The sequence below is a fragment of the Variovorax sp. KBS0712 genome, assembly GCF_006323185.2.
In the GTDB taxonomy this organism is placed as follows: domain Bacteria; phylum Pseudomonadota; class Gammaproteobacteria; order Burkholderiales; family Burkholderiaceae_C; genus Variovorax; species Variovorax boronicumulans.
This window is the reverse complement of the sequence record NZ_VCCD02000001.1, coordinates 2,494,831-2,507,001: the sequence shown is the minus strand read 5'-3', so window position 1 is coordinate 2,507,001 and position 12,171 is coordinate 2,494,831. Positions and strand designations below refer to the sequence as shown.

General features: G+C 69.0%; 14 protein-coding genes. 11 read left to right on the top strand and 3 right to left on the bottom strand.

Annotated features, from left to right (window positions below; genetic code table 11):
- Positions 1 to 57 precede the first annotated feature (57 nt).
- The 9 genes from phnD (at position 58) to FFI97_RS11520 (ending at position 8,169) form a co-directional block, all read left to right on the top strand.
- Positions 58 to 921 (top strand): phosphonate ABC transporter substrate-binding protein, encoded by an 864-nt coding sequence (phnD, locus tag FFI97_RS11560; protein ID WP_139705648.1) that lies wholly within the window; start codon positions 58 to 60, stop codon positions 919 to 921.
- Positions 918 to 1,775 (top strand): phosphonate ABC transporter ATP-binding protein, encoded by an 858-nt coding sequence (phnC, locus tag FFI97_RS11555; protein WP_139705637.1) that lies wholly within the window; start codon positions 918 to 920, stop codon positions 1,773 to 1,775. The genes phnD and phnC overlap by 4 nt, the downstream gene beginning before the upstream one ends.
- Positions 1,772 to 2,590 carry a phosphonate ABC transporter, permease protein PhnE gene (phnE, locus tag FFI97_RS11550; RefSeq protein ID WP_139705634.1) on the top strand — a complete coding sequence of 273 codons (819 nt, stop codon included), beginning with the start codon at positions 1,772 to 1,774 and terminating at the stop codon, positions 2,588 to 2,590. Before phnC ends, phnE begins: the two co-directional genes overlap by 4 nt.
- A 50-nt stretch (positions 2,591 to 2,640) precedes the next feature.
- The gene (gene psrA / locus FFI97_RS11545; RefSeq protein ID WP_144004434.1) at positions 2,641 to 3,744 is read left to right on the top strand and encodes an iron-containing alcohol dehydrogenase PsrA; all 1,104 of its coding nucleotides are present in this window, start codon (positions 2,641 to 2,643) and stop codon (positions 3,742 to 3,744) included.
- Positions 3,745 to 3,816: 72 nt separating this feature from the next.
- Positions 3,817 to 4,785, top strand: coding sequence for a Bug family tripartite tricarboxylate transporter substrate binding protein (locus tag FFI97_RS11540; RefSeq protein ID WP_062482231.1), 969 nt, complete (start codon positions 3,817 to 3,819; stop codon positions 4,783 to 4,785).
- Positions 4,786 to 4,829: 44 nt separating this feature from the next.
- Positions 4,830 to 5,822: a Bug family tripartite tricarboxylate transporter substrate binding protein gene (locus tag FFI97_RS11535; RefSeq protein ID WP_139705645.1), complete on the top strand. Its 993-nt coding sequence runs from the start codon at positions 4,830 to 4,832 to the stop codon at positions 5,820 to 5,822.
- A 45-nt stretch (positions 5,823 to 5,867) separates the two neighbouring features.
- Positions 5,868 to 6,449, top strand: coding sequence for a TetR/AcrR family transcriptional regulator (locus FFI97_RS11530; protein ID WP_095947288.1), 582 nt, complete (start codon positions 5,868 to 5,870; stop codon positions 6,447 to 6,449).
- A gap of 94 nt (positions 6,450 to 6,543) precedes the next feature.
- Entirely contained in the window at positions 6,544 to 7,677 is a 1,134-nt protein-coding gene (locus FFI97_RS11525; RefSeq protein WP_139705632.1) for a thiolase family protein, read from the top strand.
- Positions 7,678 to 7,716: 39 nt separating this feature from the next.
- The gene (locus FFI97_RS11520) at positions 7,717 to 8,169 is read left to right on the top strand and encodes a MaoC family dehydratase (RefSeq protein ID WP_139705630.1); all 453 of its coding nucleotides are present in this window, start codon (positions 7,717 to 7,719) and stop codon (positions 8,167 to 8,169) included.
- 3 nt (positions 8,170 to 8,172) lie between these two features.
- On the opposite strand, the gene FFI97_RS11515 is transcribed toward FFI97_RS11520, so the two are convergent.
- Positions 8,173 to 8,853 (bottom strand): pentapeptide repeat-containing protein, encoded by a 681-nt coding sequence (locus FFI97_RS11515; RefSeq protein WP_139705628.1) that lies wholly within the window; start codon positions 8,851 to 8,853, stop codon positions 8,173 to 8,175.
- Positions 8,850 to 9,662, bottom strand: a complete 813-nt coding sequence (locus tag FFI97_RS11510) for a ferritin-like domain-containing protein (RefSeq protein ID WP_139705625.1) — start codon at positions 9,660 to 9,662, stop codon at positions 8,850 to 8,852. Before FFI97_RS11510 ends, FFI97_RS11515 begins: the two co-directional genes overlap by 4 nt.
- A 39-nt stretch (positions 9,663 to 9,701) precedes the next feature.
- On the opposite strand from FFI97_RS11510, the gene FFI97_RS11505 reads away from it, so the two are divergent.
- Both FFI97_RS11505 and FFI97_RS11500 read left to right on the top strand, forming a co-directional pair.
- Positions 9,702 to 10,226, top strand: a complete 525-nt coding sequence (locus tag FFI97_RS11505; protein WP_070059531.1) for a gamma carbonic anhydrase family protein — start codon at positions 9,702 to 9,704, stop codon at positions 10,224 to 10,226.
- Between the two features lie 31 nt (positions 10,227 to 10,257).
- Positions 10,258 to 11,256 (top strand): Hsp33 family molecular chaperone HslO, encoded by a 999-nt coding sequence (locus FFI97_RS11500; protein ID WP_070059530.1) that lies wholly within the window; start codon positions 10,258 to 10,260, stop codon positions 11,254 to 11,256.
- Between the two features lie 12 nt (positions 11,257 to 11,268).
- On the opposite strand, the gene FFI97_RS11495 is transcribed toward FFI97_RS11500, so the two are convergent.
- Positions 11,269 to 12,144, bottom strand: coding sequence for an NAD(P)-dependent oxidoreductase (locus FFI97_RS11495; RefSeq protein ID WP_139705623.1), 876 nt, complete (start codon positions 12,142 to 12,144; stop codon positions 11,269 to 11,271).
- Positions 12,145 to 12,171: the final 27 nt, after the last annotated feature.

Genomic DNA, 12,171 nt, shown 5'->3' with positions numbered 1-12,171 from the left:
TGCCCTTCGAAACGACCTGAGGATTCCATGCAACGCAGACCACTGGAGACAACCATGATGAAGCGTAGAAAGCTGCTGCTCGGCACTGCCGCCGTGACAGCGTCCGCCTTCGTGCCGATGGCACGGGCACAGCAGGTTCTCACTGTCGGGCTGATTCCTTCCGAGGACTCGCGCGCCATGATTGCCAACAGCCAGGCCATGATGGACATGCTGTCCAAGGCCCTCGGTTTCGCGGTCAAGCCCTTCGTGGCGGCCGACTACAACGGCGTGATCGAAGCGCTGCGTTCCAAGCGGCTCGACGTGGCCTACCTCGGCCCGTTCTCCTATGTGCTGGGCACCACGGTGGCCGACATCGAGGCCTTCGCGGTGGCCGAGACCAAGAAGGCCGGGCGCACCTCCTATCACAGCCAGATCGTGACCCACAAGGACACCGGCATCAAGACGGTGGCCGACCTCAAGGGCAAGACCTTCGCCTTCGTCGATCCGAGTTCCACCTCGGGCCATCTGTTCCCGAAGGCCGGCCTGCTGAAGGCGGGCTTCAACCCCGACAAGGATTTCGGCCGCGTGATCTTCTCGGGCTCGCACGACTCGAGCGCGATCGCGGTGCAGAACAAGAAGGTCGATGCCGCGGCCATCGCCGACCGCATCCTCGATGCCGCCGTGTCCAAGGGCCTGGTCAAGCGCGAAGACCTGGTCGAGGTCTGGAAGTCGGAACCCATTCCCGAGTCGCCCACCGTGTGGCGCAAGGACCTGCCCGCCGACCTCAAGACGCGCGTGCAGGCCGCCTTCCTGCAGGTGAAGGACATCCCCTGGTCCGACCAGGGCCTGCTCAACGGTTTCCACCCGACCAACGACGCGGCCTACAACATCATCCGCGACACGGCCAAGGTGTTGAACCTCGACCTGAGGAAGATGAAATGATCGAGATCCGCGGGCTGTGCAAGCGCTACGGCGACTTCACTGCGCTCCACCGTGTGGACCTCACGGTGGCCAAGGGCGAGTTCGTCGTCATCCTCGGCGCGTCGGGCGCGGGCAAGTCGACGCTGCTGCGTTGCATCAACCACCTGGCCGAGCCGAGCGAAGGCGAGATCCACGTGGACGGCGAGCGCTCGCGCGGTGACCGCGCCGGCCTGCGCAAGGTGCGCCGTGACGTCGCGATGATCTTCCAGCACTACAACGTGGTGCCGCGCCTGTCGGTGCTCAAGAACGTGCTGACGGGGCGGCTGGGTTCGATGCCCGCGCTCTTGTCGTGGTTCCAGGTGTTCCCCGCGAAGGACATCGCCATCGCCCGCGAATGCCTGCGCCGCGTCGAGCTCGACCCCAAGGCCGACCTGCGCACCGACACGCTCTCGGGCGGGCAGAAGCAGCGCGTGGGCATTGCGCGCGCGCTGGCGCAAAAGCCCAAGGTGATCCTGGCCGACGAGCCCGTGGCCAGCCTCGACCCGAAGACCTCGCGCAAGGTGCTCAACTACCTGAAGCAGGCCAGCCGGCAGGACGGCATCACGGTGATCTGCAACCTGCACCAGGTCGACTACGCCCGCGAGTTCGCGCAGCGCGTGATCGGCGTGGCGGCCGGGCGCATCGTGTTCGAAGGCCGGCCCGACGAGCTGACCGACGAGGTGCTGCACCTCATCTATCCGGGCGGCGTGGAAGAGGGCACCGAGGCCGCCGTTGCAGGCGCAGAGCCTGACACCGCAACGCCGAGCGTGCCCGCCGCGGCCCTTCATGCGGCGCCGGTGCGCACCGCCCCGCAACTCGCCATGGAGCAATCATGATCGCCCTCGGACGCTACAACCTGCTGATCGCCAAGAGCGCCGGCAACCCCGGCTGGTGGAAATACGCCGTGGCCGTGCTCGCCGGCATCGGCGTGCTCTGGTGGGCGGCCATCGGCAGCCAGGTGAGCTTCAGCGAACTCGGCAAGGGCATGCCCTGGATCGCCGACTTCCTCGGGCGCATGCTGCCGCCCAACTGGGAGTTCATGGGCAAGCTCGTGAAGCCGGCCATCGAGACCGTGCAGATCGCGCTGTGGGGCACGCTGCTGGCGGTGATTCTTGCGGTGCCGCTGTGCTTCTTCGCGGCGCGCAACATCTCGCCGAACGTCGCCGTGTTCCACGCGATGCGGCAGGTGCTGAACATCACGCGCGGCATCAACGAGATCATCCTGGCGCTGATCTTCGTGGCGGCCGTCGGCCTCGGTCCGTTCCCCGGCGTGCTGGCCCTGGCGCTGCATGGCGCGGGCATGCTCGGCAAGTTCTTCGCCGAGTCGATCGAGGAGATCGACCAGGGCCCGATCGAGGCGCTGCGCGCCACCGGCGCGGGGCCGATCCAGACCATCATCTTCGGCGTCATTCCGCAGGTGGTCACCGCGTGGATCGGCGTGATCGTCTACCGCTTCGAGACCAACCTGCGCCAGGCTACCGTGCTGGGCATGGTGGGCGCGGGCGGCATCGGCTTCGAGCTCGTGGGCAGCATGAAGCTGTTCCAGTACCAGGACACGGCGACCTGCATCCTGGTGATCGTCGTGATGGTCATGACGGCCGACTACCTCTCGACCCGGCTGCGCGGCTGGATCCAGCAGGGCGCGCGCTGATGGCCCGCTCCCTCCCCGCGGCTCTTGCCGTCTCCTGAAGCCACTTTCCCATGAGCGCCAACTACCACAACCCCGTGCACAGCGTGTACGGGGCAGGGGCCCTACTGTCCCTGCCGAAGCTGCTCGAAGGCCGGCGCGCCGCGCTGGTGACCTTTCCCGAGGCGCGCGCGCTGGGCCTGCTGGATCGGCTGGCGTCGGTGCTCGGCGACGCGCTGGCCTGCACCCTCGACCAGACGCGGCCCAACCCCGACGTGGCGGAACTGGCCGAAACCTACGAATGGTTCTGGCGCACGCATGCCGACGTGGAAGTGATCGTCGCGGTCGGCGGCGGCAGCGCCATCGACACCGCGAAGGCGCTGATGGTGGCCGACGACCACGGGCGCTTCGCGGACCTGGTGGCGGGGCTCGCGGGCGAGCGGCCCTTCGTGGCCACTCGCCACAAGACGCTCATCGCCGTGCCCACCACGGCCGGCACCGGCAGCGAGGTCACGCCCTGGGCCACCATCTGGGACCGCGAGCGCCAGAAGAAGTACTCGCTGCACCTGCCGCAGACCTGGCCGACCTATGCGGTCATCGACCCCGAGCTGATGCTGTCGCTGCCGGCGGCGGTCACGCTGCAGAGCGGGCTCGATGCGCTGTCGCACGCGCTCGAAGCGATCTGGAACGTCAACGCCAACCCGCTGTCCGACACCTTCGCCGTGGCGGCCGTGCAGGACACGCTGGAGGTGCTGCCGCAGCTCATGGTGCGGCTCGACGACGTCGACCTGCGCGGGCGCATGGCACTCGCGGCACTGAAGGCGGGCATGGCGTTCTCCAACACCAAGACCGCGCTCGCGCATTCCATCTCCTACGAGATGACGTTGCGATACGGCCTGCCGCACGGCATCGCCTGTTCGTTCCCGCTGCCGATGGTGCTGGCCCGTGCGATCGGCCGCCGGCCCGACCGCGACGCGGTGCTGGCGCAGGCGCTGCGCATGCCGCTGGCCGACGCACCGGCACAGCTCGCGGCCTTCATCGAATCGCTGGGCGTGAAGACGCGCTTCGCCGACTACGGCGTGGGCGAGGACGAGGCGCGCGAGATGCTGCGCCATGCGCAGGGCGGGGCGCGCGGGCGCAACTTCATCGGCAACGATGTGGAGGCGCAGGAGGCCTGAGCAGGTGCGAGCCGGAGGTCCGGCGATGTTTCAAAATGGATGCTCTTATTCAAGGGACATCGAGAGACATCCATGAACCTTCGCAGACTCTGCACCGGCCTCGCACTGGCCACGACCGCCGGCCTTGCCATCGCCCAGGGCTTTCCCACCGCCAAGCCCATCCGCCTGATCGTCGGCTACCCGCCCGGCGGCGGCATCGACTTCGCAGCGCGCACGGTGCAGGTGCCGCTGCAGGAAGCGCTCAAGCAGCAGCTGGTGGTCGACTACAAGCCGGGCGCGAGCGGCATGATCGCGGCGACGGAGCTCACGCGCCAGCCAGCCGACGGCTACACGCTGCTGCTGGCCAACACCGGCCCCTTCGCCATCGCGCCGTACCTGCAGAGCAAGCCGCCGTACGACCCGATCAAGCAGTTCACCTACATCGGCCAGATCAGCCAGGGCAGCTACATCGCCGTGACGCGGCCCGACCATCCGGCGAAGAACCTCAAGGAGTTCGTGGCGTGGGCCAAGGGCCAGCCCGGCAAGGTCAACTTCGCCTCGGGCGGCAACGGCACCTCGACGCACCTGAACGGCGAGCTCATGAACCAGGTGACGGGCCTGGACATGACGCACGTGCCCTACAAGGGCAGCGCGCCTGCGGTGCAGGACCTGCTCGGCGGGCAGACGCAGATCCTCATCGACGCGGGCAGCGTGCTGCTGCCGCAGGTGAAGGGCGGCAAGCTCAAGGCGTTGGCCGTGACCGGCCCGGTGCGTGACCCGCAACTGCCCGACGTGCCGACGGTGAAGGAGCTGGGCCTCGCAGGCATGGAAGCAGTCGGCTTCCAGGGGCTGGTCGGCCCGGCCAACATGCCCAAGGAGGTGGTCGATCGCCTGTCGGGTGAACTTGCGAAAGCACTGGCGACGCCCGAGATCAAGGCCAAGTTCGCGACGGCCGGCGCCGAGGTGCACCCGCTCGGCCCGGCGGCCTTTGCGGCTTTCGTCAAGGCGGACAATGAGAAGTGGTCCAAGCTGATCCGCGAGCGCAAGCTGCAGCTGGACTGACCGATCCGTCTTCTTCTCCTCGACGCATGCCTTTCATCGACACCATGAACTTCCTCGCCGCCTCCAAGCCTTCGCGCCGCACCACGACCCGGCTGCTCGCCGCCGCGGCGCTGTGCGCGGCCAGCGGTGCGCACGCGCAGGCCGTGCCGCGCACGGTGCGGCTCATCGTGGCCTATCCGGCGGGGGGCGTGAGCGACGTGGTCGCCCGCGCGCTCGGCGACCGGCTCGCCGCGCAGCTGGGCACCACGGTGATCGTCGACAACCGCGCGGGCGCGAGCGGCGCCATCGGCATGGACGCCGTGGCCAAGGCCGCGCCCGACGGTGCGACGCTGGGCTTCTCGGCCATCAGCCCGCTGGTGCTGAGCCCGCACCTGGGCAAGTTGCCGTTCGATCCGCTGAAGGACATCGTGCCGGTGGCCAGCGTGATGTATTCGCCCGTGTTGCTGGTGGCCACGCCGGCCAGCAAGGCGAAGGACTTCCGTGCGCTGATTGCCGAGGCGAAGGCGCAGCCCGGCGCGGTGCGCTGGGCCACGTCGGGGCCGGCCTCGCTCGGGCACATCGTGCTCGAACAGGTGCGCGCGACGGCCGGCGTGGACATCACGCACGTGCCGTACAAGGGCGGCGGCCAGCAGCTCAACGATGCGCTGAGCGGGCAGTTCGAAATTTTGTCGACCAACGCCAGCCCGACGCTGTCGGCGCACATCCAGTCGGGCAAGCTGCGCCCGCTGGCGGCCGGCGCGCCCGCGCGGCTCGAGAGCCTGCCGCAGGTGCCCACGTTGGCCGAGCTGGGCTACAGCGCGGCCAACATCCATTCGCTGTTCGGTGTGTTCGCGCCCGCGGGCACGCCGGCGGCGCTGGTCGCGAAGTACAACGCCGAGATCAACAAGGCGCTCGCCAGCCCCGAGCTGCGCGCCAAGCTCACGGCCACCGACAACGTGCCCGCCCCGGGCACGCCGGCCGCCTTCGCCAAGGAAATCGCCACCGAGTTCGAGAGCAACGGCCGCATCGTGAAGGCCGCAGGCATCAAGGCCGATTGACCCCGGCGCTTGCAGGGGCGGGTTTCCCTACCTTATAGTAGGTAGATGCACGACGCTTCCACCCTGGCCCCCGGCGGCACCCGCGATCAGATCCTCGCGGTGGCGCGCGGGCTCATCGAAACCCGTTCGTACCTGGGCTTCAGCTTCCAGGACGTGGCCAACGCGGTGGGCGTGCGCAAGGCGAGCCTGTACCACCACTTTCCCACCAAGGAAGCGCTGGGCATCGCGGTGATCCAGGGCGCCACGCAGGGCTTCAAGGACTGGGTGGCGGCGCGCGCGCGCGAGCCCAAGGACGCGCTCGAATCCTATTTCCGCATGTACCGCAACACGCTGAAGGCGGGCTCGGGCTTGTGCCCGGCGGGCGCGCTGGCGCCGGGCTGGGACTGCATCAACGAAGACCTGCGCCAGGCCGTGCAGGCCCTGCGCAACACGCAGGTGATGTGGCTCACCGGCGTGCTCGGCGCGCTGGTGCCGGCGCAGGCGCAGAAAGACAACCCCGTGGCCTCGCTCGCGGCCTTCGTGTTCTCGTCGTGCCAGGGCGCGCTGCTCGCATCGCGCATGACGGGGCGCGTCGAAGACTTCGACGACGCCATCGCGCAACTGCGGCGCGCGCTGCCGCTGGACTGACCGATCCGTTTCACCACGGGCACGCCGGGCGTGCCTTTTTTTGAACCCCGAAGCCTACCGATTGGAAGGTAGTTTTTCTCCAAGGAGTGTTCCCATGAAAGCCGTGATTTCCGCCTACGCCCGTTCCCCATTCCACTTCGCGAAGAAGGGCGCGCTGGCCGAGGTGCGCCCCGACACGCTCGCCGCCGGCGTGGTGCAGGGCCTGCTGCAGCGCACCGACCTCGACCCCGCGCTGCTCGAAGACATCATCCTGGGCTGCGCCTACCCCGAGGCGTCGCAGGGCAACAACCTGGCGCGCATCGTCGGCCTGCTGGCCGGGCTGCCGCATGAAGTGGGCGGCATGACGGTGAACCGCTTCTGCGGCTCGTCGATGCAGGCCGTGCACATCGCCGCTGCGCAGATCGAGGCGGGCATGGGCGACGCCTTCCTGTGCGTGGGCGTGGAGTCGATGACGATGGTGCCGCAGGGCGGCTTCAACTTCTCGCCCAGCCCCGAGCTGCTGGCCAGCACCGATGCCTACATCTCGATGGGCGAGACCGCCGAGAACGTCGCGCAGCGCTGGAACGTGAGCCGCGCCGACCAGGAGGCGCTGGCCGTCGAGTCGCACCGCAAGGCGGCCGAGGCGCGTGCGCAGGGCCGGCTGGCCGGCGAGATCGTGCCGGTGCGCCTGGCCTCCGGCGAGGTGGTCGATGCCGACGGCTGCATCCGCCCCTCGACCTCGGCCGAGGCGCTGGCCAACCTCAAGCCCGCGTTCCGTCCCGACGGCGTGGTCACGGCGGGCACCTCGTCTCCGCTGACCGACGGTGCGGCGGCCGTGCTGCTCACCAGCGACGCCTTCGCCGCGAAGCACGGTCTGAAGCCGCTGGCGCGCATCCGTTCGTTCGCGACCGTGGGCGTCGACCCGGCCGTCATGGGCATCGGCCCGATTCCCGCCACGCGCAAGGCGCTGGCACGCGCTGGGCTGAACGTGGCCGACCTCGACGTGGTCGAGATCAACGAGGCCTTCTCGTCGCAGGCGCTGGCCTGCATCCGCGACCTCGGGCTCGACCCGGCAAAGGTGAACCTAGACGGCGGCGGCCTGGCCATCGGCCACCCGCTGGGTGCGACCGGCGCGCGCATCACGGGCAAGGCGGCGGCGCTGCTGGCGCGCGAGAACGGCCGCTACGCGCTGGCCACGCAATGCATCGGCGGCGGGCAGGGCATCGCCACCATCCTCGAGCGCGTCTGATCGCCCGAGAATGACGGGCAACGCAACAAGGAGACTCCCATGGACAAGCTGTATCTCGAAGACCTGAAGGTCGGCGACCGTTTTCAGAGCGGCGAACACCTGCTCGACGCGGCGCAGATCAAGGCCTTCGCGCAGCAGTTCGACCCGCAGCCCTTCCACATCGACGAAGAGGCCGCCAAGAACACCTTCTTCGGCGGGCTGGCCGCGAGCGGCTGGCACACGGCGGCGCTCACCATGAAGCTGCTGGTCGACAGCGGCATTCCGCTGGCCGACGGCATCATCGGTTCGGGCGGCGAGCTGCAGTGGCCCAAGCCCACGCGGCCCGGCGACGTGCTGCATGTGGTGAGCGAGGTGGTCGACATCACGCCCTCGCGCTCCAAGCCCGGCCGCGCGATGGTCTCGATGCGCTGCCAGACGCGCAACCAGCGCGGCGAGGTGCTGCAGTACTTCACGCCCAAGCTGGTGGTGCACAGCCGCACCGCGACGGCCTGAATCTCAGACGACGCGCAGGCCCAGTTCCTCGACCAGCGCGGCGGCCTGGCGGTGGGAGATGGTCGCGCCCTTGAACGGCGCGGCGTTGGCCAGCCGCAGGCCGCCCAGGTCCACGTCGCGCAGGTCGGCGCCTTCGAAGCGCGCGAGCTTCAGGTGCGCGTTGCGCAGGCTGCCGCCTTCGAAGATGGTCTCGCGGAAATCGCAGCCCGAGAGGTCGGCCTCCGACAGGTCGAGCTGCGCGAGCGTCTGCTTGCGGAACGACAGGCCGCGCAGGTGCGCGTCGACCAGCAGCGAATCCTTGAACACCACGCCCAGCGCCGACACCTCGCCGAAGTGCGCGCCCGTGAGCTTCACGCCCGTGAAGAGCGCCGAGGCCAGCTTGGCGCGCGCCCACTGCGTGTTGTTCAGGTCGCAGTCCTGGAAGCGCGCGTTCGTGAGGTCGGCCAGGCCGAAGTCGGCCTGGCGCGCACGGCAGCCGACCCAGCGCGTGTCCGCCAGCTGCGCGCGCTCGAACGAGGTTTCGGCGAAGCTGCACAGGGTGAACTGCGCGCCGCGCAGATCGAGGCGCGACAGGTCGGCCTCGTCGAAATGGCAGCGTTCGAAATGCGGCGGCGTGTCGCGGCCCTGCAGGCAGGCTTGCAGCTCGGCGCGTGACCAGGTCTGGTCGGAAATCACATCGGTCATTCGGGGCGGGACTCGGTCAGCGCGCGCAGCTCTGCGGGGCTGAAGCCCGCCCGGCCGCGTGCTTCGAGGTTGAAAGGCGGCTTGTGGCGCGGCGCGTCGTAGCGCGCGACCAGGGCCGGGTAGTTGGCTTCGGCGTCGAGCCCGGCGCGCTCGCACAGCCAGCGGTACCAGTGGTTGCCGATGGCCACGTGGCCCACTTCGTCGCGCAGGATGATGTCGAGGATCTCGACCGCACGCAGCGCATCGGGCGTGTTCACGCGTTTCAGCTTGGACTGGATCAGCGGCGTGGCGTCGAGCCCGCGCGCCTCGAGCGTGCGCGGCACCAGCGCCATGCGCGCGAGCACGTCGTCCTTGGTCTTCTCGCACATGTTCCACAGGCCGTCGTGGCCCGGAAAGTCGCCATAGCGCCAGCCCATGGCCTGCAGGTGCGTGTGCAGCAGCGTGAAGTGCTGCGCCTCCTCGTCGGCCACGCGCAGCCAGTCGCGGTAGTAGGCCTCGGGCATGCCGTCGTAGCGCCACACGGCGTCCAGCGCGAGGTTGATCGCGTTGAACTCGATGTGGCAGATCGAATGGATCAGCGCGGCGCGGCCTTCGGGCGTGAAGGGCGAGCGCTTCTGCACGGCCGTGGCGGCCACGCGCAGCGGGCGTTCGGGGCGGCCCGGCACGCCGCCGTCGTCGCCGGGCGTGCGCAGGGGCTCGAGTGCTATGGAAACAGTAGCTGCCTGTGCAGCCGTGGCGCGCGTGGCGGCCACCTTGTCGTCGGGGTCTGTCAGGCGCAGCGCGGCCAGCGCGCTCAATCGGGGGTGCATCCCTACAATTCTAGTTTTGCCCCTCCGGAGACAACCACGATGGCGATTTACGAATTGGATGGCATTGCCCCGCGCCTTGGCGAAGGCGCATGGGTCGCGGACAGCGCCCAGGTCATGGGCAATGTCGAACTGGCAGAGAACGCGAGCGTCTGGTTCGGCGCCGTGCTGCGCGGCGACACCGAGGTGCTGACCATCGGGCGCAACAGCAACATCCAGGACCTGTCGGTGCTGCACGCCGACATCGGCTGCCCGCTGACCATCGGCGACAACGTGACGGTGGGGCACCAGGTGATGCTGCACGGCTGCACCATCGGCGACAACTCGCTGATCGGCATCCAGGCGGTGGTCTTGAATAACGCCAAGATCGGCCGCAATTCGATCGTTGGCGCCGGCAGCGTCGTGACCGAGGGCAAGGAGTTTCCCGACAACTCCCTCATCATCGGCTCGCCCGCCAAGGTGGTGCGCACGCTCGACGATGCCGCCGCCGCCAAGCTGCGCCAGAGTGCGGAGCACTACGTAGAAAACGCCCATCGCTTCGCGAAGGGCCTGAAAAAAATCGCCTGACCCGCGCAGGCACACAGAGAAAGATTCCGTTTTGAGCGAGCTGCACAAATTCCTGTTCGATGGCCTGCCGGTGCGCGGCATGATCGTGCGCCTGACGGATGCGTGGCAGGAGATCCTTGCGCGGCGCGCCTCCAACACCGCCACCGGCGCCTACCCGCCGCCGGTGGCCGAGCTGCTGGGCGAGATGACGGCCGCGGCCACGCTGATGCAGGCCAACATCAAGTTCAACGGCGCGCTCATCCTGCAGATCTTCGGCGACGGCCCCGTGAAGGTGGCCGTGGCCGAGGCCAAGCCCGACCTGAGCCTGCGCGCCACCGCCAAAGTGATCGGCGACCTGCCGGCCGACGCGCGCCTGCCCGACATGGTCAACGTGAACAACAAGGGCCGCTGCGCCATCACGCTCGACCCGAAAGACAAGCTGCCCGGCACCACGCCGTACCAGGGCGTCGTGCCGCTGTTCGGCGACGACGGCCAGAAGCTGGGCAAGCTCAGCGACGTGCTGCAGCACTACATGCTGCAAAGCGAACAGCTCGACACCACGCTGGTGCTCGCCGCCGACGACAAGGTGGCGGCCGGCCTGCTGATCCAGCGCCTGCCCATCAAGGGCGAGGGCAACCTCGAAGGCACCTCGCAGCAGGTGCACGACGAGGCGCACCAAGACCAGATCGGCCGCAACGAGGAATACAACCGCATCTCGATCCTGGCGTCGAGCCTCACGCGCGACGAGCTGCTCACGCTCGACGTCGAGACCATCCTGCGCCGCCTGTTCTGGGAAGAAAAGCTGCTGCGCTTCGAACCGCAGGCCGGCCTGCTGGGCCCGCACTTCGCGTGCACCTGCGGCCGCGAGCGCGTGGCGCAGATGATCCGCGGGCTCGGCGTGGAAGAGGCCGAGGAAATCCTCGCCGAGCGCGGCGACATCGAGGTCGGCTGCGACTTCTGCGGCAAGCAGTACCGCTTCGACGCGGTCGATACCGCGCAGCTGTTCAAGCCGCTGGGCGACCAGCTGCCGGGCAGCCCGGTCGTCCAGTAAGCGCGACGCGGTTCAAGCGGGCTGCGGCGGTTGCCGCAGCACCTTGACCATCGCGGCCAGGCGCTCGTTGCCCAGGCCCGCGCGCAGCGCGCGCTCGAACTGACCCATCAGGAAATCCGGAAAGCCCGCGTCGAGCTGCGCCTCACGCGCCTGCTTCACGAAGAGCCGACCCGAGCCCGCGCAGGTGGCCATCGAGCTCTCGGGCTCGCTGTACCGGCCGGCGTGGATCGCCTCGCCCTCGGCCTGGATCATTTCGCCGAGCACCGGCGAGATCGCGCCGATCATCTGAGAGAACCCGTCCACCGGCAGTCCTTCGGCTTCGCAGATGCGCACGCCGTGGAAGAAGCCGCTCATCGCACCGAACATGCACGACAGCGTGGCCAGGTCCCAGGCCGCCGCGTTGCCGATCGGCTCGCCCATGTGCTGGATGTTGCCGGCGATGGCTTCGAGCAGCGGCCGGCAGGGGGCGAGGGCGCGTGCTTCGCCGGAGATGAAGAGCGGCGTGTCGGGCCGGCCGATCTGGCCCGGCGTGGCGAGCAGGGCGCCGTCGAGGTACGCCACGCCGCTGAGCGCGGCCCAGTCGTCGCGTGCGTCCTGGGGCGTGCCGGTGCTCAGCTGCACCAGCACCTTGCCGCGCAGCGCGTCGTGAACGCCGGGCGCGGCGAGGATGGCGCGCGACGCCGGGTAGTCGGCCACGCAGACCAGCACCACGGGGCTGGCCTGCACGGCGGCCAGGGCCGTCGGTGCGAGCACCGTGCCCTGGTTCAGGAGGGGCTTTGCGCGCTCGGCGGTGCGGTTCCACACCGTCAGCGTGAACTTCGATGCTTGAAGGGCGCGCGCGAGGGCGATGCCCATGGGGCCGAGGCCGATGAGGGAAACGTCGGTCATGTTGTGAGGTCCTTGGTGAGAGATCGG